At 73.3% G+C, this 23144-nt stretch carries 22 protein-coding genes and 3 pseudogenes; 13 read left to right on the plus strand and 12 right to left on the minus strand.

Annotated features, from left to right (window positions below):
- Nucleotides 1-288: 288 nt before the first annotated feature.
- The 3 genes and pseudogenes from JS756_RS00250 to JS756_RS00260 form a co-directional block, all read right to left on the minus strand.
- Nucleotides 289-1101: pseudogene (locus tag JS756_RS00250) on the minus strand (PP2C family protein-serine/threonine phosphatase); the annotation flags it as partial.
- A 276-nt stretch (nucleotides 1102-1377) separates the two neighbouring features.
- Entirely contained in the window at nucleotides 1378-2259 is an 882-nt protein-coding gene (locus JS756_RS00255) for a diacylglycerol/lipid kinase family protein (RefSeq protein ID WP_205380809.1), read from the minus strand.
- Between the two features lie 165 nt (nucleotides 2260-2424).
- Entirely contained in the window at nucleotides 2425-4020 is a 1596-nt protein-coding gene (locus JS756_RS00260) for an FAD-binding oxidoreductase (RefSeq protein WP_205380810.1), read from the minus strand.
- An 81-nt stretch (nucleotides 4021-4101) separates the two neighbouring features.
- Here JS756_RS00260 and JS756_RS00265 point away from each other — a divergent pair, with 81 nt between their 5' ends.
- The 3 genes and pseudogenes from JS756_RS00265 to JS756_RS38005 form a co-directional block, all read left to right on the plus strand.
- Nucleotides 4102-4701 (plus strand): TetR/AcrR family transcriptional regulator, encoded by a 600-nt coding sequence (locus JS756_RS00265; RefSeq protein ID WP_205380811.1) that lies wholly within the window; start codon nucleotides 4102-4104, stop codon nucleotides 4699-4701.
- Nucleotides 4698-6284 (plus strand): glycerol-3-phosphate dehydrogenase/oxidase, encoded by a 1587-nt coding sequence (locus JS756_RS00270; RefSeq protein ID WP_205380812.1) that lies wholly within the window; start codon nucleotides 4698-4700, stop codon nucleotides 6282-6284. Before JS756_RS00265 ends, JS756_RS00270 begins: the two co-directional genes overlap by 4 nt.
- Nucleotides 6285-6409: 125 nt before the next feature.
- Nucleotides 6410-6676: pseudogene (locus JS756_RS38005) on the plus strand (NPCBM/NEW2 domain-containing protein); the annotation flags it as partial.
- A 207-nt stretch (nucleotides 6677-6883) separates the two neighbouring features.
- Here the strand turns inward: JS756_RS38005 and JS756_RS00280 are convergent.
- A complete protein-coding gene (locus JS756_RS00280) occupies nucleotides 6884-7489 on the minus strand; it encodes an NUDIX hydrolase (RefSeq protein ID WP_205380813.1) in 606 nt (201 codons plus the stop codon).
- A 150-nt stretch (nucleotides 7490-7639) separates the two neighbouring features.
- On the opposite strand from JS756_RS00280, the gene JS756_RS00285 reads away from it, so the two are divergent.
- Both JS756_RS00285 and JS756_RS00290 read left to right on the plus strand, forming a co-directional pair.
- A complete protein-coding gene (locus JS756_RS00285) occupies nucleotides 7640-9085 on the plus strand; it encodes a glyceraldehyde-3-phosphate dehydrogenase (RefSeq protein WP_205380814.1) in 1446 nt (481 codons plus the stop codon).
- A gap of 245 nt (nucleotides 9086-9330) precedes the next feature.
- On the plus strand, nucleotides 9331-10203 hold the full coding sequence (locus JS756_RS00290) for a trypsin-like serine protease (protein WP_205380815.1): 873 nt from the start codon (nucleotides 9331-9333) through the stop codon (nucleotides 10201-10203).
- Nucleotides 10204-10372: 169 nt separating this feature from the next.
- On the opposite strand, the gene JS756_RS00295 is transcribed toward JS756_RS00290, so the two are convergent.
- Entirely contained in the window at nucleotides 10373-11287 is a 915-nt protein-coding gene (locus JS756_RS00295; protein WP_205380816.1) for an ion transporter, read from the minus strand.
- 187 nt (nucleotides 11288-11474) lie between these two features.
- Here JS756_RS00295 and JS756_RS00300 point away from each other — a divergent pair, with 187 nt between their 5' ends.
- A complete protein-coding gene (locus JS756_RS00300) occupies nucleotides 11475-11924 on the plus strand; it encodes a hypothetical protein (protein ID WP_205380817.1) in 450 nt (149 codons plus the stop codon).
- 110 nt (nucleotides 11925-12034) lie between these two features.
- Here the strand turns inward: JS756_RS00300 and JS756_RS00305 are convergent, their stop codons facing one another.
- From JS756_RS00305 to JS756_RS00315, 3 genes are all read right to left on the minus strand, one after another.
- The gene (locus JS756_RS00305) at nucleotides 12035-12784 is read right to left on the minus strand and encodes an anti-sigma factor (protein ID WP_205380818.1); all 750 of its coding nucleotides are present in this window, start codon (nucleotides 12782-12784) and stop codon (nucleotides 12035-12037) included.
- Nucleotides 12781-13377, minus strand: coding sequence for an ECF RNA polymerase sigma factor SigK (sigK, locus tag JS756_RS00310; RefSeq protein ID WP_205380819.1), 597 nt, complete (start codon nucleotides 13375-13377; stop codon nucleotides 12781-12783). Before sigK ends, JS756_RS00305 begins: the two co-directional genes overlap by 4 nt.
- Nucleotides 13378-13471: 94 nt before the next feature.
- Nucleotides 13472-13903, minus strand: coding sequence for an ATP-binding protein (locus JS756_RS00315; RefSeq protein ID WP_205380820.1), 432 nt, complete (start codon nucleotides 13901-13903; stop codon nucleotides 13472-13474).
- Nucleotides 13904-14124: 221 nt separating this feature from the next.
- On the opposite strand from JS756_RS00315, the gene JS756_RS00320 reads away from it, so the two are divergent.
- From JS756_RS00320 to JS756_RS00325, 3 genes and pseudogenes are all read left to right on the plus strand, one after another.
- Nucleotides 14125-14499, plus strand: coding sequence for a hypothetical protein (locus JS756_RS00320; protein ID WP_205380821.1), 375 nt, complete (start codon nucleotides 14125-14127; stop codon nucleotides 14497-14499).
- Nucleotides 14500-14809: 310 nt separating this feature from the next.
- Nucleotides 14810-15530: pseudogene (locus JS756_RS36445) on the plus strand (DUF6745 domain-containing protein); the annotation flags it as partial.
- Complete coding sequence (locus JS756_RS00325; protein ID WP_205380822.1) at nucleotides 15458-15616, plus strand: hypothetical protein; 159 nt, start codon at nucleotides 15458-15460, stop codon at nucleotides 15614-15616. The pseudogene JS756_RS36445 and the gene JS756_RS00325, both read left to right, overlap by 73 nt.
- A gap of 5 nt (nucleotides 15617-15621) precedes the next feature.
- Here the strand turns inward: JS756_RS00325 and JS756_RS00330 are convergent, their stop codons facing one another.
- Nucleotides 15622-16800 carry a serine hydrolase domain-containing protein gene (locus JS756_RS00330; RefSeq protein WP_205380823.1) on the minus strand — a complete coding sequence of 393 codons (1179 nt, stop codon included), beginning with the start codon at nucleotides 16798-16800 and terminating at the stop codon, nucleotides 15622-15624.
- Nucleotides 16801-17260: 460 nt separating this feature from the next.
- Nucleotides 17261-17578 (minus strand): STAS domain-containing protein, encoded by a 318-nt coding sequence (locus JS756_RS00335; RefSeq protein WP_307790139.1) that lies wholly within the window; start codon nucleotides 17576-17578, stop codon nucleotides 17261-17263.
- Nucleotides 17579-17808: 230 nt separating this feature from the next.
- Here JS756_RS00335 and JS756_RS00340 point away from each other — a divergent pair, with 230 nt between their 5' ends.
- The 4 genes from JS756_RS00340 to JS756_RS00355 all read left to right on the plus strand — a co-directional run bounded on the left by JS756_RS00340 (nucleotide 17809) and on the right by JS756_RS00355 (nucleotide 21943).
- On the plus strand, nucleotides 17809-18165 hold the full coding sequence (locus JS756_RS00340; RefSeq protein ID WP_205380825.1) for a MarR family transcriptional regulator: 357 nt from the start codon (nucleotides 17809-17811) through the stop codon (nucleotides 18163-18165).
- A 344-nt stretch (nucleotides 18166-18509) separates the two neighbouring features.
- The gene (locus JS756_RS36450) at nucleotides 18510-19925 is read left to right on the plus strand and encodes a C40 family peptidase (protein ID WP_240203077.1); all 1416 of its coding nucleotides are present in this window, start codon (nucleotides 18510-18512) and stop codon (nucleotides 19923-19925) included.
- A 360-nt stretch (nucleotides 19926-20285) separates the two neighbouring features.
- Nucleotides 20286-21011 (plus strand): hypothetical protein, encoded by a 726-nt coding sequence (locus tag JS756_RS00350; protein WP_205380826.1) that lies wholly within the window; start codon nucleotides 20286-20288, stop codon nucleotides 21009-21011.
- A gap of 398 nt (nucleotides 21012-21409) precedes the next feature.
- Complete coding sequence (locus JS756_RS00355) at nucleotides 21410-21943, plus strand: DoxX family protein (protein WP_205380827.1); 534 nt, start codon at nucleotides 21410-21412, stop codon at nucleotides 21941-21943.
- A gap of 529 nt (nucleotides 21944-22472) precedes the next feature.
- Here the strand turns inward: JS756_RS00355 and JS756_RS00360 are convergent.
- A complete protein-coding gene (locus tag JS756_RS00360; RefSeq protein WP_205380828.1) occupies nucleotides 22473-22733 on the minus strand; it encodes a type B 50S ribosomal protein L31 in 261 nt (86 codons plus the stop codon).
- A 49-nt stretch (nucleotides 22734-22782) separates the two neighbouring features.
- On the minus strand, nucleotides 22783-22947 hold the full coding sequence (gene rpmG, locus JS756_RS00365) for a 50S ribosomal protein L33 (RefSeq protein WP_188182870.1): 165 nt from the start codon (nucleotides 22945-22947) through the stop codon (nucleotides 22783-22785).
- Between the last annotated feature and the right edge of the window lie 197 nt (nucleotides 22948-23144).

A 23144-nucleotide genomic window follows, 5' to 3' on the forward strand; every position in this document is an offset into this window, starting at 1 on the left:
CGGCGAGGCGAGCGGGCCGCGGTCCGCGCCGTGACCGGTTCAGGCGCCGTCCCGGCCGGTGGCTGCGTCGCTGCCGTCCCGGGAAGCCGGGCCCGCGGCGCCCTCCGGCGTGTCTTGCAGCCCGTCCCGGGCGTCTCCGCCGTCTTCCCCGTCCCCGCCGTCTCGGCCATCAGGGTTGTCCGTGCCGGGATGGCCGCCCTCGGGGCGTGGCGTGTCCCGGCCGCCGGGACCGGTGGGCGTGCCAGGGCCGTCATGGGTGGGCGGCGCGTTCCGCATGTCCTCGTCCTGGCCGTCGTGGCCGATGACGAGGACGGCCGCGTCGTCCGCGTGTCCGACGCGCTCGGCGCCCTTGATGACGGCCGCGGCGAGCGAGGAAGCCTCCAGGCCGGCGACGGCGGCGACGCCGGCCAGCCGCACCACCTGGTCCAGTCCCTCGTCGAGATTCATGGACGGCCCCTCGACGACACCGTCCGTGACCAGCACGAAGACCCCGCCCGTGGTGAGCCGGTGGCGGGTGACCGGGTAGGGCGTGCCCGCCGCGACGCCCAGGGGAGGTCCGGTCTCGTCGTCGGTGATGCCGGACCGGCCGTCGGCCGTGGCCCACACACACGGAATGTGTCCGGCGCGGGCGCTCTCCAGGAGGCCGGTGGCCGGGTCGAGCCGCATGAAGGTGCAGGTGGCGAAGAGGTCGGTGCCGAGGGCGAGCAGCAGCTCGTTGGTGCGGGCCAGCAGGTCGCCGGGGTCTCCGGTGACGGAGGCCAGCGCGCGCAGGCCGACCCTGACCTGGCCCATGAAGGCGGCGGCCTCGATGTTGTGCCCCTGGACGTCGCCGATGGAGAGCCCTATCCGGCCGTCGGGCAGCCGGAAGGCGTCGTACCAGTCACCGCCGACGCTCAGACCGTGGGTGGCCGGCGTGTAGCGCACGGCCAGATGGAAGCCGTCGGCGGCAGGCAGGTCCCGCGGGAGCATGCCGCGCTGGAGGGCGATCGCCAGTTCGACCTGGGAGCGCTGGAGCTCGGCACGCTCACGTGCCTGGGCGGTCAGCGCGCCGAGCCTGGCGAGCAGCTCGTCGCCGTCGTCCGGCGGACGCGTGCGGGACATGGATCACTCCGGCAGGACATGTGCCCGTCGTCAGGGCGGACCCCGTCTTGGACATAACCCCGGATTCTGCTTTGAGAGGATGATAGCCACCCGAAGGTGACGGCGGACATCCGTGCAGCTGGGGCCGGGCGACGGGTCGGTGCCCTCCAGCGCCCTTCCGGGCCCCGGTGAGGATCGCCCGCTCGAGGACCCCGGCCTCGCGCTCCCGCAGCACGCGGTCGACCTCGTACTGCCGGCACCCGGACACCGGCGGCCGGGTCGCCGGGCGGGCCGCGCTCAGCCCAGCACGCGCAGGGCCCCGGGCAGCACCCTGGCCGTGACCGGGAGGGCGGCGTCGACCTCGCCGTCGGCGCCGTAGGGGACGGCTCGGTCGGCCTCGATGCGGATCTCCTCGGCCCGCAGGATCCGCACCTGCGGACGGTGCACGTGGGCGCCGGTGTCGAGGTCGTTCATGAGGGAGAAGAACAGGCGCCGGGGCGCCTCGGCGATCAGGACGACGTCCAGCAGTCCGTCGTCGATACGGGCGTCCGGGGCGATGAGGCGTCCGGAGCCGTAGTAGCCGGAGTTGGCCGCCACCGCGGTGTAACCGCGGTGGAGGTGCTCCTCGCCGTCGAGGGTGAGCCGGTAGCGCGCGGCACGCCAGCCGGTGACCGCGCGCAGGCCGCCGAGGTAGTAGGAGGCGGAGCCGCGCAGCAGACGGGCGCGGTTGGCGTGGAGGTTGGCGAGCGCGTCGACACCGGCGTAGACGCTGCCGAGCACGACGGTGCGGTCGTGCACGGCGGAGGTGACCTCGATGGTGTCGACGGACCGCGGATCGGCGTGCAGCAGCACCTCGGCCAGGGCCTGGGCGTCGGCGGGCAGCCCCAGGGCGCGGGCGAAGTCGTTGCCGCGGCCCGCGGGGACGAGGCCGAGCACCGCGCCGGTGCCGCTGAGGGCGCCGCCGATCGCGCCGGCCATGCCGTCACCGCCGACGGCGAGGACCACGCGGCCCTGCTCCCCGGCCTCGCGGGCGACCTGCCGGGCGTGGTCGAGGCTGCGGCTGTAGGCGGTCTCCAGCTCGGCGCCGGCCTCGCGCAGCAGCCGCGCCACGCCGAGCAGCGCGGCGGCTCCGGCGGATGCCCCCGCCGTGGGGTTGACGACCGCGGTGAACTGTCGCATCGGTGCTGCCTCCGGGGCTGACGGGACCGTGCCGGTGATGGATGGGCGGTGACGGACGGACGGTGTACGGGTGGTGACGTGCCGGTGCTGACCTGCGGGCGGGGGCCTGCGGGCCGTGACCTGCGGGCCGTGACCTGCGGGTGGTGGCGGACGGGGACCGGGGGCTCAGTCGGCCGGGAGGAGGACCCCGGGGTTGAGCAGACCCGCCGGGTCCAGGCGGTGCTTGACCGCCTGGAGCGCGGCGACGCCGAGCTCCCCGGCCTCGCGCAGGTACCAGTCGCGGTGGTCGGTGCCCACGCCGTGATGGTGGCTGATCGTGCCGCCGGCGGCCAGGATCGCCTCGTTGGCGGCGTGCTTGGCGTGCTCCCAGTGGGGGACGGGGTCCTTGCCCTGGGCGGAGACCACGGTGAAGTACAGCGAGGCCCCGTTCTCGTACACGTGGGAGATGTGGCACATGACCAGTGGCGGTGTCCCGGCGGCGGTCAGGGTGCCGGTCAGCGCGCCGCGGACGGCGGCGTAGAGGGCGGGGACCCGGGACCAGAAGGCCGCCGTCTCCAGGGTCTCGGCGAACGCACCGGCGTCCAGCAGGGAGTCGCGCAGGTACGGCGCGGAGTAGCGGCCCTCGGCCCAGCGGTGTCCGGGATCGTCGCCGAGGGGGGTGCCACCGCACGCGCTCAGGACGGCGGCGGCCTGCTCGCGGCGGAGCGCGGTGTCCTCCTCGGTGCCCTCGAAGCCGACGACCGCCATGCAGCCGGCCTCCTGCGGCGTGCCGGCGGAACCGATGGCCTCGGGCTGGGCGAGCCCGATGAGGGTCTCGGTCTCGTCGGACAGGCGCAGCACGGTGGGGCGCGGGCCGTCCTGGGCGAGCCGGCGCAGGGCGGCGGCGCCGGTGTCGAAGGAGGCGAAGCGCCAGCCCTCGTAGCGGCGGGACTGGGGCCGCGGCCGGATGCGCACGGTCACGGAGGTGATGACACCGAACGCGCCCTCGGAACCGAGCAGCAGCTGGCGCAGGTCGGGTCCGGCGGCGGAACGCGGGGCCCGGCCGCTGTCGAGGGTGCCTGCGGGGGTGGCGAGGGTGAGGCCGAGCACCATCTCGTCGAAGCGGCCGTAGCCCGCGGAGGCCTGGCCGCTGGAACGGGTGGCGGCGAATCCGCCGATGGTGGCCCACTCGTAGGACTGGGGGAAGTGGCCGAGGGTGAAACCGTGCTCGGCGAGCAGCGCCTCGGCCTGAGGGGCGCGCAGACCTGGTTGCAGGGTGGCGGTGCGGGAGACCGGGTCCAGGGCGAGCAGCCGGTCCATGCGGCGCAGGTCGAGTGCGACGAAGGGGCGCGCGCGGGCCGGGGCGAGTCCGCCGACGACGGAGGTGCCGCCGCCGAAGGGGACGAGCGCGAGGCCGTGCTCGGAGCAGGCCCCGAGGACGGCGAGCACCTCGTCGTGCGTGGCGGGCAGCACGACGGCCTCGGGAACGTCGTCGACGTCGCCCCGGCGGATGCGCAGCAGATCGGGCGTGGACTTGCCGCGGGTGTGCCGGACTCGGGTCTCGGGGTCGGTGCGCACGTGGTCCGATTCGCCGAGCGCGGCGATCAGGGCCGCGTGCGCGGCCTCGGTCAGCCGCGGCTCGGGGACGGTGATGTCCCCCAGGGCGAGCGGTTCAGCCGTGCTCGGCGCGACGCCCAGCAGGTCGCGCAGCAGTCCGGTCACCGTCTCGGGCAGGGGCGCGGCCTTGGCGGGGTCGCCCCAGCCGTTCCACAGCATGTCCATGGTCGTCGTCCTCACCGGTCGGTCCGAGGGGTTTGCGTCGTGCGGGCCCCGCGGCGGCGTCGGGGCGTTACACTGTGACACATGACGCCTATTCGTCACAAGGACTCGGAGAGCGATCCGGTGCTCGACGCGGTGCGCGACTGCGTGCTGGCGGTCGGCGTGCGCCGCACCACCCTGACCGACGTGGCGCGCCGCGCCGGCGTGTCCCGGATGACGCTGTACCGGCGCTGGCCCGATGTGCGCTCCCTGGTCGGCGACCTGATGACGCGCGAGTGGGTCGACGTCGCCACCCGGGCCATGCCCGAGCGCCGACCGGGTGTCGACGCACGCACGCTGATCGTCGACGGGCTGGTCTCAGGGGTCGCCGCCTTCCGTGAGCATCCGCTCTTCCGCAAGATCGTCGACGTCGATCCGGAGCTGCTGCTGCCCTATGTGCTGGACCGGCGCGGGGCGAGCCAGGAGGCGCTGCTCGGGCTGCTCGCCCAAGCCCTGGAAGAGGGCCGTGCCGACGGATCCGTGCGCGCCGGGCACACCGAGCGGCAGGCCCGGTCCCTGCTGCTGGTCGTGCAGTCCTTCACCCTGTCCCTGCGGACCATGACCGACGAGGAGGACGCCGAGCTGAGCACCCCGGCCTTCCTCGACGAACTGCGGTCCCTTCTCGAGAGGACCCTCGCACCATGAGCCCCCACTTCTCCGAGGCGGCGCCGGGATCCTCCCTGTCCGCCGCGCGGCGCGCCCGTGAGCTGGCCGGGACGGTCGGCGGTCCCCCGGTGGACGTCCTGGTCGTCGGTCTGGGCGCGACGGGCGCCGGGGCCGCGCTGGACGCGGCGGCACGCGGACTGACCGTCGCCGCCGTCGACGCCCACGACCTGGCCTTCGGCACTTCCCGCTGGAGTTCCAAACTCATCCACGGGGGACTGCGCTACCTCGCCTCCGGGCAGTTGGACGTCGCCCACGAGAGCGCGGTCGAACGGGGTGTGCTGATGGAGCGCACCGCGCCGCATCTGGTGCACGCCCAGCCGTTCGTCCTGCCGCTCACCCCGCTGGTCTCCCGCCCGCAGGCAGCACTCGCCCTGGCCGGGTTCCGGGCCGGGGACGCACTGCGGCTGGCGGCCCGCACGGCGCGCGGCACGCTTCCGGCGCCGCGCCGACTGTCCGCCGTGGAGACCCGCAACATCGCTCCGGCCCTGCGCGCGCAGGGACTGCGCGGCGGCCTGCTGTCCTGGGACGGCCGGCTCACCGACGACGCACGGCTGGTGACCGCCCTCGCCCGGACCGCGGCGGCGCGCGGCGCGCGGATCCTGACCCGGGTGCGGGCGCTGGAGGTGACCGGCGGCGGCGCCCGGGTCCGCGACGAGGTCACCGGCGAGGAGGGCGAGATCCGCGCCCGCGCGGTGATCAACGCCACCGGAGTGTGGGCGGGCGACCTGGTCGACGGCATCCGCATCCGGCCCTCCCGCGGCACCCACCTGGTGCTGCGGGCCGAGCTCCTGGGCCATCTGCCCGCGGGCCTGCACATCCCGATCCCCGGGGAGACCAACCGGTTCGTTCTCGTGCTGCCGCAGGGCGACGGCCGCGTCTACGTCGGGCTCACCGACGAACCCGTCGACGGCCCCGTCCCCGACGTTCCCGAGGTGCCCGAGACGGACATCGGATTCCTGCTGGACGTGCTCGGCTCCGTGCTGGACGTGCCGGTGGGCCGGGAGGACGTCGTCGGCGCGTTCGCGGGCCTGCGCCCACTGCTGGACACCGCCGGGCACGGACCGGCCGACACGCCCGCCAGGACCGCCGACATCTCGCGCCGGCACGCCGTGCTGACCTCGCCGGACGGTGTCGTGACCGTGGTCGGCGGCAAGCTCACGACCTATCGGCGCATGGCCGAGGACGCCGTCGACGCCGCCGTGGCCGCCCGCGCGCTCCCCGCGGGCGCCTCCCCCACCGCACGACTGCCGCTCGTCGGTGCCGCCGCGCCCCGGACGCTGCGCGCCCTTCAGGCGCCGCGCCGGCTGGTCCGCCGCTACGGCACCGAGGCGCCCGCCGTGCGGGCCCTGGCCGAGCAGGCCCCCTCGCTCGGCGCTCCGCTGCTGCCGGGCCATCCCGTCACCGGCGCCGAGGTGCTGTGGGCCCTGCGATACGAGGGTGCACTGGACGAGTCCGACGTACTGGACCGGCGGACCCGGATCGGCCTGGTGCCGACGGACCGGGCCGCCGCCCTGGAGGCGGTGCGGGAGCTGATGGACCGGGTGACGGCCGACCGCGACTGAGGCTCGGCACGACGGACGAGACCCGGCAGGCCGGCAACCGGCCGCTCCCTGCCGGGCGTTCGACGTGCCGGATCCGACGTGCGCACCCTGCCCGCGCCGCCGGGGGCCGACGCGTCGGCGAGTGGTTGGTCCTGGCGCGGCGCGTCCGACGGCTGGGGCAGCCCCGGACGCGACCGCGGCAACACCGAGTCCGGCACCCCGGTCCGCTCACCCTGGGCTGCACCGTCTTCGCCGAGGGGATCGGCGCGCACGCCGACTCCGGCACCGAGTTCTGGCTCGCCGGCCGGTGCTCGGCGCTGACGGCGACCGTCGGAGTCGACGACGAGACGGACGGCTACGGCGGCGTGTCGTTCTCCGTCGTCGGCGACGCCACGGCGCCGCGGTCCTCCCCCACGCACACCGGCGTCCGCACCCGTCGCGGTCACCGTTGCGTTCGGCGGCGCCCGCCATGTCCGTCTGGTGGTCGCCGACACGGCCGGCACGTAGGCGGGCGGCCACGGGACCGGGCCGGGGCCAGGTTCCGCTGCGGGCCGCGAGCCCGGGCGAGGCCCGACTCCCGCAGGGTTCCCGGGGATCCGTGCCTCGTCGTGCGCGGACGGTCAGCCCCGCAGGGCGTGCTCCAGCTTGCGGATGAAACGGTGCATGTGGGGGTCGAGCGAGGTGAGCGGCTCGTCGAGGATCTGCTCGGGCGCGGCCCAGCGGACCGCCGAGAACTCCTCCTGGTCCCAGGCGACGACGCTGTCGGCGTCGGCGTCGACGACGTACCAGAGCGAGACGTCGGTGTGCGCCCCCTGCCCGCGGGTGCGGGTGACGGTGAGGAAGAGGGGGCGCGGGCCGGTGAGCTCCGAGGCCGCCGCGGGGATCCCGAGTTCCTCCCGGCACTCGCGCTCGACGGCGGCCCACGGGTCCTCGCCCGGTTCCACGTGCCCGCCGGTGGGGAGCCACAGGCCCGCCTTCCGGTGGGCGACGAGCAGCAGTTCGCCGCGGGAGGCGTCCCGCACGACGAAGTAGCTCACGAGGTGCGTCGCCGGGACGTCGGGCTTGCGCAACCGGTACAGCTGAGCACCGCCGGCGACCCAGGCGGCGGCCGTGTGCAGGTGCGCCCGCTCGACGTCGTCGCAGGGGGCGATGCCGTGGACGAGGTCCAGCAGGCGGCCCCGCAGGTGTGCGTCGTACGGGTCGGCAGCGGTGGGCGGAGAGGTCATCCCGGCATCCTGGCACGCCCCGGCGCGGCCGGCGGCGCCTCTGGAGGGAGCTCCCCGAGCGCGCCCTGCGCGGCTGTGACCGGGGGGCGATCACAGCGCCCGAAACGAGGGTCTATCATATGAGCGCCGTCTAGCTCGAAAGATACTTCTGTGACTGTCAACGAGGACTCGTTCACCAACTGGAAGAACCGCGAGGAGATCGCGGAGTCGATGATCCCGATCATCGGGAAGCTGCACCGGGAGAGGGACGTCACCGTCCTCCTCCACAGCCGCTCCTTGGTGAACAAGTCGGTGGTCAGCATCCTGAAGACCCACCGGTTCGCCCGGCAGATCGCCGGTGAGGAGCTGTCGGTCACCGAGACGCTCCCCTTCCTGCAGGCGCTCACCACCCTCGATCTCGGCCCGTCCCAGATCGACATCGGCATGCTCGCGGCCACCTACCGGGCCGACGACCGCGGCCTGTCCGTGGCGGAGTTCACCGCCGAGGCCGTCGCCGGCGCCACCGGCGCCAACAAGATGGAGCGGAGCGAGGGCCGCGACGTCGTCCTGTACGGTTTCGGCCGCATCGGCCGGCTCGTGGCCCGCCTGCTGATCGAGAAGTCCGGTTCGGGCACCGGCCTGCGACTGCGCGCCATCGTGGTGCGCGGCGGGGGCACCGAGGACATCGTCAAGCGTGCGTCGCTGCTGCGCCGGGACTCCATCCACGGCCAGTTCCAGGGCACGATCACCGTCGACGAGGCGAACAGCACGATCGTCGCCAACGGCAACGAGATCCGCGTGATCTACGCCGACGACCCGTCGTCGGTGGACTACACGGAATACGGCATCAAGAACGCCATCCTCATCGACAACACCGGCAAGTGGCGCGACCGCGAGGGGCTGTCCAAGCACCTGCGCCCGGGCATCGACAAGGTCGTCCTGACCGCGCCGGGCAAGGGCGATGTCGCCAACATCGTGCACGGCGTCAACCACGACACGATCAAGCCGGACGAGCAGATCCTGTCCTGCGCGTCCTGCACCACCAACGCGCTCGTCCCGCCGCTGAAGGCGATGGACGACGAGTTCGGCGTGCTGCGCGGTCACGTGGAGACCGTCCACTCGTTCACCAACGACCAGAACCTGCTGGACAACTACCACAAGTCGGACCGGCGTGGCCGTTCCGCGCCGCTGAACATGGTGATCACGGAGACCGGTGCCGCCTCGGCCGTGGCCAAGGCGCTGCCCGACCTCAAGGCGAAGATCACCGGCAGCTCGATCCGCGTACCGGTGCCGGACGTCTCGATCGCCATCCTCAACCTCCAACTGGCGCGCGAGACCACCCGCGAGGAGGTGCTGGACTACCTGCGGGACGTGTCGCTGACGTCGCCGCTCAAGCGCCAGATCGACTTCATCAGCGCACCGGACGCGGTCTCCAGCGACTTCATCGGCTCGCGCCACGCCTCGATCGTCGACGCCGGCGCCACCAAGGTGGAGGGCGACAACGCGATCCTCTACCTGTGGTACGACAACGAGTTCGGCTACTCCTGCCAGGTCGTCCGCGTCGTGCAGCACATCTCCGGCGTCGAGTACCCGACGTTCCCGGCCCCGGCGGCCTGACCCCGGCCGACCCGCCGGCAGCCTGCGGCAGGACAGATGCGCCCCCGGGAGCCCTCGCGGCTCCCGGGGGCGCGCGCTTTCCGGCACCCCCACCGCAAGGCGTGTCCGTCCCGTTCCCGCCCTCCCCGTCGGCACCCGGCGCCGCGGCGGCCCCACCCGCTCTTGTGGTGCACCCCGCCAGACGATTCAATTCCCTCACCTCCCACAGGAGAACGCCCGTCCCACACCCGTAGAAGGGGTTCTTCTTGACTGCCGTACGCGCCACCGCCGTCACCGCAGCAGCCTGCGCCGCCGTGCTCGCCACCGCGCTGCCGTCCTCGGCGATCAACTCGTACAACGCCGCGCCCGCACCCGAGCGCACCGAGGTCGGCGCGCTCGTGGCCACCTGGGACGACGACTCCGATCCGGCCACCCCGGACCGCGTCGACTGGGTCTGCTCCGGCACGATGATCGACGCCGACACCTTCCTGACCGCCGCCCACTGCACCACGGACTGGCCGGACGGGGTCCGCTTCTACGTCTCCCTCGACCAGGACGTCCAGGCCGGGCTGGACGCCGCCGCGCAGCAGCACCCCGGCGACCCGGCCGCCCAGGCGGGCGCCGTCGGCGTCGAAGGCACCGCGCACAGCCACCCCGACTACCCGGGACCCGCCTCCGACCCGCACGACATCTCGGTGATCGAACTGCCCGCGCAGCAGGTCGCGGCCCGCTGGGCGTTCACCCCGGCCACTCTGCCGGCCGCGGGCCGGCTGAACGCCCTCGGACCGCAGGGCCTGAACTCGACGGACTGGTTCGTCGCCGGGTACGGCACACAGGAAGCCGTGAACGGCCCCGGCGGGCAGACGCATCCGGGCGGCGGCGTCCGCATGAAGGCACCGGTCTCCTTCGACGCCCTCAACAAGTCCTGGGTACGCCTGGCCATGACCGCGCCGCAGGGCAACGGCGGTGCCTGCTACGGCGACTCGGGCGGTCCGAACTTCGCCGTCATCGACGGCCGGACCGTCATCGCGGCGACCACGATCACCGGTGACGGCCCGTGCTACGCCACCAACGTGTCCTACCGGCTGGACGCCCCGGGCGCGCGCGCCTTCCTGGCACCGTTCGTCGCGCTGCCCTAGCGCCGCAGCAGGCGACGTTCGCCGGGTGAACGTCGCCTGCCGCGGCACCAGGGCCGCGCCGGGCGGCGACTGCTGGCCACCGCGGCACCTATCCCCTCGCCGCGCCGCCGCCGTGGCGAGGGGGTCGTACGACGGCCGGCGATCGGCGTCCGGCCCGGGCCGGGCGGCGTCATTGCAGCGAGGTGCTCCGGTCGGCCGCGCCGCGGCCGGGCGGCGGCAGGTGCGGGTGGCGCAGGCCCGCCTCCACCTCGTCCAGGGCACGGCGCGCGGCGGCAATGCGACCGAGCAGGTCGGGATCGGCGGCCCTTGCGGGGCGCGAGCCGCCCTCCTGCGTCCGCTCCAGTTCCCGGGCCTCCTCCAGCGAACTGATCACGACGCCGATGAGGACGTTGACCAAGACGAACGAGGCGATCAGAACGTAGGAGACGTAGTACAGGACACTCCAGCGGGAGATCTCCAGTCCCGCCTGCACCGCCTCGCCCAGACCGTCCAACGTCATGAGCAGGAACAGCGTGAGCACGGCGCGGCCGATCGAGCCGTACTGCTGCGGATCGGCGCGGGCGAAGCACAGCCAGCCCACCATGGCGTACACGTACAGCAGCAGGGCGCCCACCGTCAGGACGCTGACCGTGCCGGGCAGGCTGCGGGCGACCGCGACCATGACGATGCGCAGCTGCGGCAGGAAGCGGGCCGTGCGCAGCACCCGGGCCAACCGCAGCAGCCGCAGAACGGTGGTGTTCTCGCGGACCAGGGGCAGGAATCCGCAGGTCACGACAGCCAGGTCGAACAGGTTCCAGGGGTCTCGGAAGAAGCCGCGGGGGCGGTCGGTGTACGCGCAGACGCGCAGGACCATCTCGACGGTGAAGGAGGCCAGGCACAGGCGCTCGGCGAGGACGAACCACCGGTGCCAGTCTCCGGCGAGTCCCCGGTAGGTCTCCGCACCCAGCAGGGCAGCGTTGGCGACGATCAGGACGAGGACGGTGAGGGCGAACCAGCGGGCCTCGGTCACAGAGCGGGCCCACTGCGCCAGTGTCCGGCGTTCGGTGCGCTCAGGGTGGTGCGTGGGGGTGCGGTACTCGGTCATCGACCTGTATCTGCTCCTGCACGCAGCGCGATATGCCCGGATGAGCGCGGAAGGTTCGGTCTGTCGCGCAAGTTCGACTTCGTGCGGCTGCGCTGTTCGAGTGGTGGGGTGTCGCGGGCGGTCGTAGTTTCGTGGGCAGGACGACCGCACCAGCAGGGCTGCGGGACAGGGCCGCCGGGGAGCAGGCATGCGCGGACACACGGTCAGGACGGCGATCGCACTGGGCGCGCTCGCATCGCTCGCGGCGGCGACAGGGCCGGTCGCGGCCTCCGCGCGGACGGACAGCCGGGCCGCCGCGCCACCGCCGGTCCTCGTGGACTGCTTCTGGCACGCGAAGGTGCGCCCCGCGAACTTCGTCCTCGCCTGCGGGGACGGCAACAGCCGGCTGGTGTCGCTGCACTGGTCGCGCTGGGACACGAGGTCTGCGGTCGCCGACGGGGTGAACATGGTCAACGACTGCAAGCCGTACTGCGCGGCGGGCCGCTTCCACGCGTACGCCGTGGTCGTGCGGCTGGACCATCCCCGGACCTGGAAGAAGGACCCGCATCTGCGGCACTACACGCGCATGACGCTCACCTACAAGAACGCCCACCCCGAGCGTCTGGCGCAGTCGGTCACCTACCCCCTGTGGAACTGAGCGCCCCGCTGGTGACCGGGACCTGTGCCCGGCCTGCCGGCCGGCCCAGGTGCCGCAGTGGCCGCCGAGGTCGGCCGGGGTGCCGGGGTGAGGACGGACACGCGGGCAGCTCACGTACCGACCTGGATGATGCCGAGTGGTTCCGTGGTGGGCTGTTCGGACCCGCCGGCGGGTTCGACCGTGAGGCCGACGGCGACCGCTCCGTCGACGGGACGGTCCAGGACACGGGCGGGGCGGCCCCCCGTGCCCGGCAGCAGCCCTGCCGGACGCAAGTCACCGGACGGTGCGGCGTACCACAGCTCGTACACCTTGCCGGCGCTCAGAGCGGGCAGACCCGTGGCGAGAAAGGCAGCCTGGTTGTCGGCCCGGGAGATGACGACGGCAGCCGCGCCGCCGCCCGTGATGTCCCCGGTGTGCAAGGTGGCGTCCGGTGCGGTCAGGACACGGGTCAGCGTGTCACTTCCGCTCTGCAGAGCCGCTGCCTGGGCGCGGGCGTCCTGAGCGCGGGAGTACTGCCAGGCGGCGACCCCGCCGAGGGCGGCGGCGACGACCAGGCTCGCGGCCAGTGCCCAGGACAGAAGCTTGTGGCGCCGGCCGGGCGGCAGGTGGGCTGCGGGACTGCGCTCCTGCTCGATACGGTCGATCTCACGCAGGACACGCTGGTGCAGGCGGGCCGGCACGGCGGCGGTCTCGGCCTCCGCGAGCGAGAGATCGCTGACTGCCTCCGCGAGTTCGGCCACCTCGCGCCGGCATGCTCGGCAGCCGTCCATGTGCCGTTCGAATGCCGCTTCCTCGTCCGGTGGCAGGGCGTGCAGTACATAGGCCCCTGCAGCAAGGTGTGGATCCGCGCCGGATGTCATGACCGGGCTTCCAGACAGTCGCGCAGCAGGCGCAGCCCTGTGCGCATGCGGGACTTCACCGTGCCGGCCGGTGCTGACATCGATTGCGCCACCTCGAGGTAGGTCATGCCGTGGTAGTAGGCGAGCAGCAGAGGCACCCGGTACAGGTGGGCGAGATCGTCCAGGCACCTGTGGGTACGCTTCCGTTCGTCGGCGCTCTCGACCGCCTCGGCGACCTCGTCGTGCTCGCGGCCGGCGATCAGCGCGCCGACGCGACGCTCGCGCTGTGCCGCCGACTGCACATGACGGACCCGGTCCACCGCTCTGCGATGGGTCATGGTGAGCACCCAGGCCTTGGCGGTACCGCGATCGGGGCGGTACCGGCCCGCCGTACGCCAGACCTCGACCATCACGTCCTGTGTCACTTCCTCCGCCTGTGCCGGGTCCTGCAGGATGCGGCAGGCGAGTCCCATGACGGGCCGGGCCAGGGCCTCGTACACGCCGGTGAACGCGTTCTTGTCCCCGTTCGCGACCTTGACCAGCAACGCCTCGACGCTGGTGCTGTCGCTCGCGAACGGCGGCTGCGGTTCTTCTCCGTACCTGGTGCCGGCCATCTGCCTCACGTTCCGTCGACACGCTTCTTCCTCGCCGACACTGCAGGCCGGGAGTGCGGCTCGCAGCCCGGGGCCCTCCGGCGGCGCAGCGCGTTCACCCCCCGAGGTCAAGGGGTTCCCGGCCCAGGTCGAGTGCCGCGTGCACGGTCTTGCCCTGCGGGGACGGCGCGACGGTGACCCTGGCGCCCAGTTCGTCGAGCAGGCTCAAACCGAAACCTCCGCGCTCGTCCGCGCAGGTGAGGGTCCGCGCCCGGGGAGCTTCGGCACTGGTGTCGGCGACGGCGATGTCGAGTTCGGATCCGCGAGCGGTGAGCATCAGGGTGCAGGGCCCGCTGGTGTGACGCAATGTGTTGGTGACCAGCTCGGACACGATGAGCATCGCGTCGAAGGCAGTGCCGAGGGGGGCGTGGCAGTCGGCCAGCCACCGCGCCGTGATCTTGCGGGCGACTTCGGGAGCATGGCGGCTGCGGGCCAGGGCGACACGATGGCTGGTGGTGTGCGCGGGTGGAGCCACGGTGGTGGTCATGACCGCCCCCTCGGCGGATCGGAGTGACACGGTCCTGTGAGGAATTCGATGCCGCCCGGCTCTCGGATGACTCTCCTTCGCCGGCGCGAGGCATCCCATGCCCGGGGTGGCGCTCGCGAAGTTTCTCCTTGTCTCTTCGGATGTCGACTCATACGCGAGCCGGCCCGCTTCGAATCCCTTGCGACACATGAACCAAGCCACTCGGAAGGGAGGTGAGCCCGATGACTGCATCCGTGGGAATCCGTCGGCTGGTGGCCGGTGCCGCCGCCACAGGACTGCTGGCCGGAGGCGCTGCCCTGGGCCTGACCGGCACGGCCACCGCGGCCCCGAGCACGACCACCGCGGCCACCGCACCGGCCGGTCACCATCACGACCGGTGCGAATGGAGGAAGGGCCACTGGGACAAGAAGTGGGTCAAGGGCCACTGGGAGAAGAAGGTCTACTACACCAAGACCTGGCACAAGGGGCACTACGACAAGCACGGCAAGTGGCACACCGGCTACCAGGGCCATGACCGCCACCACAAGTGGGTCTACGTCCACGGCTACTGGCACCACTTCTGGGTCAAGGGACACTGGCACTGCCACCACAGGTGACACCAGGGCGCGACCACCGAGCGGGCGGTGGGAGTCGGAAAGGCGATTCCCACCGCCTGTTGCGTGGCATGTGTTCGAGCCGGTCGGGGCATGTGAGCCGGCTCCGCTCCGTCACCCGTCGGCCCCATGAGACCCAGCGCATCGCGGGGAGCGTCCACCAGCGGCAGCGACGGCGCGTCGCGGTGACGACGGCGGCACCGGGCGGGCGTGGGTGCCGAGCCCGGAGTGGTCCATGCGCCCCCGCAGACCCGACTGCCCTGGTGCCCATCCCTCGTGCCGGCGGCGGGGAACGGGACACGCGCCGGGATGGGGGACGGCGGGCTGGTCGGAGCGGTGGGCCGCGACCGGCGGGCGGCCGTGGAGCACGACACAGGCCCTGGTCGACCGTATCGGCAGGGGCGTGCTGGACGACCTGGGCGGCGGGGACGGCGCCGCCGAGGCGGAGATCCGGCTGGTCCCGCTGGATGCGGTACTGGGTCAGCACGACGCCCCGTGGCCGGCGGTTCCCGGCGGACCGGGCGCCGCTCGACGGGCCGGCCGCGGTGTGTCGCAGCGCCGGATGGTGGTGGCCGTTCGCGCGGGCGGCGGTCGTGTGCGAACGCCCGGTTGCCCTGCACCGGGAGGAGGCGGGCCGGCTGGACCGCGGGGAAGGCCCGGCGCCGGCCTTCCCCGACGGTTTCGCGCTCCGTGCCGGGCGGGGCATGCCGGTGCCGGCCGGTTTCCTGGCCGAGCTGGATGCGCTGACGCCGGCGCGGATCCGCGCGGAGGAGAACGCCGAGCTGCGGCGGGTCATGCTGGAGTTCTACGCTGTGTACACCGTCTGTCCGACTCCGGGACCCGCCCGCTGGACCGGGCGAGACGGGGACACTGTGGCGGATCGGCCTGGAGGGCGACGAGCCGGTGGTGATGGTGGAGGACCTCAACTCGACGCCGGATGCGGACGGCACCCGGCGGACGTATGGCTGCGGGTGCCGTCGGCGACCCGGACGGCCCAGCGGGCGGAGGCGTACGCACCGCTGAGGGAGACCTGAACGGCGGCGGCACGCACCGCGATGCCGTGCCCGAGCCGCACCTGTTCCTGTACTGCCCGCGCAGGACGGTGGACGGCACCGGCTGAGTTTGTCACGGCCTGCCGCGCAGGAGTGCGCAGACGAAGTCCTCCTGGACGGCGCGCAGCAGGCGCAGCTGCTCGGGTGTTCCGCTGTTGATCTGCGAGGTGACGGAGAAGGTCAGCGACCGGCGGCCGTCCGGGGTGGCGGCGATCAGCTGCGTGTAGCCGGGAGTGTTGCCGGTGTGTCCGAGGACGGTGCCGCAGCGGGTCTCGTACCGGAAGATGCCCAGGCCCGCGGAGTTCCGTCCGGGACCTTCGGGGTGCGAGGAGCCGGGGATCCAGCGGCGCTGTGCCTGCAGGGCGCTCCTGCCGAACAGGGCTCCGCCGGTGTAGCCGCGGACGAAGCGCGTCATGTCGGCGGGTGTGGAGACGATGCCGCCGGAGGCCCAGACTCCGGAGGCGCTGAGGAGCTCGCTCACGTCCTCGGGGGGCGACACGGTCGTGTCGTAGCCGTGCAGGTAGGGCCGCGGCATCCGGTAGCCCTGCGGAAGGCTGGTGTCGTGCAGGCCGAGCGGGCGGTAGACCAGTTCGGCGAGCAGCTTCTCGTACGGGGTGCCGGTGACGGCCTCCGCCATCAGGGCGACCGCGATGTTGTCCGAGTTGGAGTACCGGTAGCGGCTGCCGGGGCGGAAGAGCAGCGGCTCGTCGGCCACGTAGTCGAGCAGACGCCGGGAGTCGAAGTGGTGATGCGGATCGGCGATCACCTCGGCGATGAACTCGGGGTTCTCGGTGTAGTCGGGCAGACCGCTGGTGTGCTGCAGGAGCTGGCGGAGCGTCACCCTGCCCCAGTCGCGGGGCAGCTGGGGCAGCCGTTCGCGGATGGTGTCGTCCAGGCCCAGGGCCCCGTGGTCGACCAGGGCGAGGGCGACCGCCGCGCTGAAGGCCTTGGCGGTGCTGGCGATGCGCATGTGGTCGCGGATCCTGGGCGGCCGGCCGGTGGCGAGGTCCGCGACGCCGGCGCGCACGACGCGGGTGTGCCCGTCGGCCCGGAGCACGGTGATCACCCCCGGAGGTCCGCCCGGGCTGTGGACGAGCCGTTCGAGTCGCCGTCGCAGCGCGCGGTCGTGATCGGGCCCGGCATCGGCGGCTGCGGCCGGCACGGCCGGTGCGAGCGCGGCGAGGCAGAGGGCGGCGGTCACCAGCGCGCGCAGCCGCGCGCGCCTCGACGAGGGCGCGATGTGCTGGGTCATGGAAACTCCGGGGGACGGGGTCGCGATTGCCTCGCCCAGCTTCCGTGCCGCGGCGGGCGGCCGCCCTGCCGGGCTGCTGCATCCGGAGCAACGGCGCGGGCACCGCTGCGGGGGTACGCCCGCCGTCAGGGGGCGGCCGGTCCACACCACGGGGATCGGCCGGTCCGCGCGCCGACCGCGTGTGGGGCGGGACAGCGCCGCCCCGGCCGGTGCGGAGACCTGGATGTGGCGGGCCCGATGGCGCCGGGGCGCTCCGAACGCGGGATCCCGCAGGGGTCGCCGGGCTCACCCCGGCCCTCCCCTGCCCGTGGCGCTCTCACCGTCGACGCGCGGCCCGGCGTCCCGCGTGCCGCAGCCGGCCGCGCCCCGCCCCCGTCGCGGACCCGCCTGTGTCCCGCGTCGGTCGCGGTCGACCGCGCGTCAGGCCCTGTCGGTGTCGCCCGCCTCGCTGCCGCTCCGGTCACCCGCCTGCGTCACGGCCTCCGACCGCGAACAGATACCCGGCGCCGGAGAGCTCCAGCAGCCGTGCCGCCGCGGGGCCGGCGGCGCGCACGACGACCGTCTTCGCCTCGTGCCGGGCCCGCTCCCGCAGGGCCAGAAGGACGTTGAGGGTGGAGCAGTCGCAGAATCCGACACCGCCGAGATCGAGGTCGACGCCGCGGTCGGAGCGGGCCAGGGCCGCGCGCAGGGCCTGCTGGAGTTCCCGGCCGGTGTCGACGTCCAGGTCGCCGCGCACCGCCACCCGCACACGGTCGCCGCCGGGACCGATCTCGATCACCGGCGGGCACGGCGGGCGAGGCTTCGGCGGGTTGCCGGACATCGCACGGACGGCCGGTTCTCCGACGGGACACCGCGCCTGGTACGCGGGCTCCGGCATGACCGCCTCCGGGTCGCTCACGGCACGTGCAACGGGCCCCAGCCTCCGCCCCGGGCCGTGGCACGTCAAGGGATTCACGAACTGCATTTCGGGCTTTTGTTCACACGAACAGCGAACCGTAGACTCGCCGCATGGAGGGAGTGCCGGAGCCGCACACGGGGTGGACGTTCGTCACCAATCACGCCCGGGTCCTGGCGGCCATCGCCGACGACCACAACGCGCGCATCCGGGACATCGCCGTCCATTGCCGCCTCACCGAACGCGCGGTGCAGAAGATCATCGCCGATCTGGAGCGGGGCGGATACCTGTCGCACACCCGCGAAGGGCGCGGCAACATCTACCGGATCGACCCGACGAAGGTTCTGCGCCATCCGGCGGAGGCCGGTCTCGGCCTCACCGTCGCCTCCCTCCTGTCACTCCTCGTCCTCGACGAGGCGGACCGCAACCGGCGATCGGAGCCGGGCAGCCGGTCGGCCGGCACCGGGTGAGCTGATCGCGCCCGCAACGCGACCGACCGTCACCGCTTCTGTACGGCAACGCAAACATCACGAATACGTATCGGACATTCCTCGCCTCAACCTTCACACGAGGTACACAAGTTGGCTAGGTTGACGCTCGGGTCGCACGGGAGACTCCGGCGAACTGCGCCGGGCCGCGCGGCCTCCGCCGAATCCGGCCCGCCACAGCGGGCGTCGCCACCAGGGCTCGAACCCCCTGGCGTGCGTTCGGCCGACTGCCCGAGCGGCAGGTCCACCGGGCTCGACCGTCCGTGCGACCGCGCCCGGACCGGCGGCCGACAGGGCAGGCGGAGCACGGAGGGAGCACGGCAGCAATGGCGCCGGAACGCAACTTGATCCCCACCGCCGGGCCCGCCCTGGGACGTGACACGCGTCTCGATCCGGCCACCCCCTCCCGCATGTCGCTCTCCGGGGGCACCAGCCCGATCACGGAGGACGGCGGGCCCAGCCGTGAAGAGGTCCAGCAGCGTATCGCCGCCCTGTACAACCTCGCCGAGAACGACACCGGCACCTTCAACGCCACCCGTGCCAGGGCCGTGGCCGGAACCCGGTCGGACAAGGACTCGGGCGGCCGGTCCGCCTCGGCCCCGGCGGCATCGACCCGGCAGTGGTTCGACATGGCGCGCGCCAAGCTGGGCCCGACCGTTCCGGCCGTGCGGCCCGCGGAGCGGAAGCCTGCGGCTCCCAAACGGCGGCACCCGCTCGGGCCCGGCGCCGACGCCCCGGAGTCGGCCACTCCGCAGCCCGCGGAGCCCCGCGGCCGGGGTGGCGCTCCGGCAGGCGGATCCGCCCCCGCTCTGCCGGCGGCGTCACCCGGGCCCGACCCGGAACAGCCGCAGATCCTGCCGGTCGGGGCCGCAGCCCCGGCGCTTCCGGAAGGCCGGCCGGGACAGCCCGGTACCGCCTCCTCGGAACAGCGGAAGCGCCGCTCTCCCGAGGAGGCCAAGGAGCGCACGCAGGCCGGTCTCGCGGCCGCGCGCGCCATTCTGTCCCGGCAGGTGCCGCAGACTCAGATGACGTTCACCGACACCGGGTTCACCCAGGTCGGCGGTTTCGAGGCAGCACCGGTCGATCCGGCGCCCTACCCTCTGTCCGCCCCTGACCCGCTGTTCGGCCCCGACCCGCTGTCCGGTCCCGACCCGCTGTCCGGCCCCGACCCGCTGTCCGGTCCCGACCCGCTGTCCGGCCCTGACCCCCTGTCCGGTGCCGACTCGCTGCCGCCCGCCCCGAGCACGCTGCCGCCCGTCGCGTCGCCGCTGCCGCCCGAGTCCCCCGTGTCCCTGCAAGCCGCCGCATCGCCGCTGCCGCCCGAGATGCCCATGTCCCTGCCGGCAGCGGTAGCCGCCGCGGCCCCGCTCCCGCCGGAGGCCGCTCCGGACGGGAAGGCCGCGCCCGCGGTCGCCTTCGCCCGGGCGCAGGCGGGCAAGCCCTGCGTATGGGGGGCGACGGGGCCCGATTCGTACGACGGGGCCAGCCTGGTGCGTGCGGCGTGGCTGGCGGCCGGAGTTCTCCTGCCGCGGTCCGCGCGCGACCAGGCGCTCGCCGGCACGCCGGTCTCCGTGACCGCCGCCTGCGCGGGGGACCTGGTGTTCTTCCAGGACACCCCGGACCACGTCGGCCTGTGCACCGGTGACGGCACGGTGGTGCACGCGCCCGGCCCAGGGGTGTCCATACGCGAGGAGCCGCTGTCCCAGGCCGGCCCGGTCGACGGCGTCGTACGGCCGAGCTGACGGTCCGGCGCGGCTGTCCGCCGCACCTCGACGGTCGGCTCCCCGTTCCAGGACGGCGTCGTCTCCGGACGCCGGGGGCCGGCCGTTTCGGTGAGGGAATGTCACTCAACAAGCCTCCGCCGACTTGAAAGGGCGGGTCGAAGGTCCGATGTGGCCGCTTGACGGGTGGGCAGTTACCCGGACCGCACTTCCACCGGCAGGCGACCACGAGCTTCCGAACAGCAAGAACACCGCTACGTCGCGGTGTCACCTCCTGTTCTGCTGGGCGCACGAGAAAGCTTCAGTGACGGACGGCCGGAATCCGCGGCACCGGGCGTGTGCCTTGGCATCTGTGCCGCGGGAGCGGTGCAGACTGTCGCCATGGCCGAGAACGAAGCGCAGGTCAGGCCTCCTGAGTCGCTGCTGCAGTTGATCGAGAATCTCGCGCGGTTCCATCGCGAGCACGAGGAGTACTACTCTCAGGCGCCCTTGCAGCAGGCCCACGAGTTGCAGGCACGCTCTCGGGTGCTGAAGGCGCTGGCCGACCGGTGGAGCGAGGTCAGCGTGGGTGAGCAGGCATCGGCGGGCGGCTTCACCGGTGCGGAGGACCTGAATGCCCCCGGACTCGTCGCGGAGGCAGGAGTCCTGTTCATGGAAGGTGAGGGCGAGCCGGCAGAATTGCAGCGGTTGAAGCGCGAGGTCAGACAGGTCGCGGATGACGCCGAAGAAACGGGTGCCTGGCTGACTCAGGCGATGGAGCAGGCATGGGAGATCGCGGGGAGCCTGGCCGCCTACCCCGCATTGGCCGACCTGCTCGGGGAACGGCACCGGATCATCTGCAATGACTGGCAGTCGGCTGCCCTGCAGTCCCTGGTCGCACGGCTGCTGAGGCGGGCCCTTGACCTCCTGGCCGAAGTCGACTTCGCACCGGCGGCACTGCGGACCGACCTGGCAGGCGAACGGCAGGCCCCCGCCTACCTGCACTCGGCTTCCGAACTGCTGGACCGGGCGGCGGACCTCATGGCGGAGTCGGCAATGCTGGTGCATGACAACGAGCGGCGCTGGCGTGTCTTCCGTGCTCGAGTTCGCGAGTTGCAGTCCGCATAGGCAGGTGCGCAGGTGCCGGCGTGTCGCAGCTCGTGGAACAGCCGTCCGATCGCCGGCGGCGGATGCAGTGCGGGCGAGGATCGGCTGGAAGTACGCACTCAGCCGGCCGCCGGAGGATGCGGGGTTCGATTTCTCGGCGCTCAGCGCGTTCCACTCGCGGCTGTTGACGAGTCCGCACAGTGCCCACCCTCTCGACCGAACTCACCGCACAGCCTCGAGGACGAGATCGCCCAGCGGCTGTCGCCACACCGCACGAGCGGACGTGCCCAGGTGCGCACGAGCGGCGCGGCAACAGTGCCCGGTGGTCACGCGGCCCGTGCACCGCCCGCCGGGCGCATGACCCGGCCGGGGACGGACACCCGGGAAGCGCCGTAGCCGCCTCGTGTCGGGAGAGGATCATGAGTCTGATGCGCCTGGCCGGCCGCCCCATGCTCGCCTCCATGTTCATCGCCGGGGGTATGGAATCCGTGCGCAGGCCCGAGCGGGTCGCGCCGGCCGCCGAGCCGGTGGTGCGGCCGATCGCCGCCCGGGCGCCCCTGGTGCCTTCGAGCATCGAGCAGGCTGTTCGGCTCAGTGGGGCGGTACAGGTGGTGAGCGGGGTGATGCTCTCCACCGGCCGGATACCCCGGGTCGCCGCCCTGACCATGGCGGGCACGCTGGTGCCCACGACGCTGGCCGGGCACCGCTTCTGGGAGGCGGAGGATCCTGCCGAGCGCGCTCGGCAGCGCGTCCACTTCCTCAAGAACGCCTCCGTCTTCGGCGGACTGCTGATCGCCGCCGCCGACACGGCGGGTGCGCCGTCGCTCGTGTGGCGCGGCCGGCAGGCCTCGCGCGATCTGCGGCACGACGTACGGCTGGTCGGCCGAACCGTCCTGGCCACCGCCCGGACGGCCGCGGCCCTCCGCCGGGTGCGAGGCAGGCTGCCCTTCTGAGCGCCGGGGATCCCCGTCCGGCGGCGCCGCCGGCTGTGAGCGGCGGGCCGCGGGGACGTCCCCGATCACGGGGCCGGTGAACCGGGGCGGACCACCCGCAACGTCCCGGGCGGCCCCGTCACCGCCCGGCCACGCCAAGGCCGCGTGGCTGTGGTCCACGAAGTGATGGGTGGTCCAGGTTCCGAGAGTTCCGATCCGGCTGCGGGCGGGCTCCGGGGCACCGGTCGGAAATCACGGGCGCCCGGGCGTCCGCGCATCGGCGCCCTCACGCCCTGCCGGAATGCCCGGTGCGGGCTGCGCCGCCACGGCGCGAACGCCGTCGTCCGTCGCCGTGGAAGGCACATCATGTGGCCCGGTCCCTGCACTCGGGCCCCGGGATGTTTTCGCTCCGGGCCCATCCATCACCCGGGCGGGCGAGGAAAGGCCCGGCAAAGGCCTCCCTCCGCCGGCAGGGCCCTCAGCCCCTGCCCGGTCGACCGTCGACCGTCGACCGTCACCGGATCCGCGTGCCACGCGCCGCGTGCGGTGGTCAGCCTCGGGCCGTGGCCGGTCGGCCGTAGCGCCGGTGGAAGCGCTCCAGCCGACCCGCGGTGTCCACGACGCGTGTCGTGCCGGTGTAGAAGGGGTGGCTCGCCGAGGAGATCTCGACGTCGACCACCGGATAGGTGGTGCCGTCCTGCCACTCGGCCGTCGCCGTCGAGCGCGCGGTGGAGCGGGTGAGGAACGAGACGCCCGCGGCACGGTCGCGGAAGACGACCGGGCGGGAGACGGGGTGGATGCCGGGCTTCATGGTGCTGTCCTTCCTCTCGGCGGTCCGGTGATCGGTGCGGGCGCCCGGGTCAGCGTTCCTCTCGGAAGGGGACGTGCTGCCCGGCCACGGGGTCGTACTTCCGCAGGACCAGCCGGTCGGGATCGTTGAGACGGTTCTTGCGCGTCACATAGGTGACGCCTGTCCCCGCCGTCGACTTCAGCCGGACGACGGGACGCGCGGTGCTGCGTGCCACGGGGATCTCCTTTCGCGGACCGACACGGCCTTGTTGATCAGTGCATGCCAGTCACATGACCCTCAACGGCATCGGGCGCACGGACATTCCCACGCCCGCAGGACCACAGGCGCGACGGACGACCGGAGGGCGGGAACCGGGTCCGGCCTCGCCCGGCGACGAGGCGACGGCGGACCCGGAGCCCGACGCCCCACAGA

Origin of the sequence: Streptomyces actuosus, assembly GCF_016921115.1 — a bacterium.
Classification (GTDB): Bacteria; Actinomycetota; Actinomycetes; order Streptomycetales; family Streptomycetaceae; genus Streptomyces; species Streptomyces actuosus_A.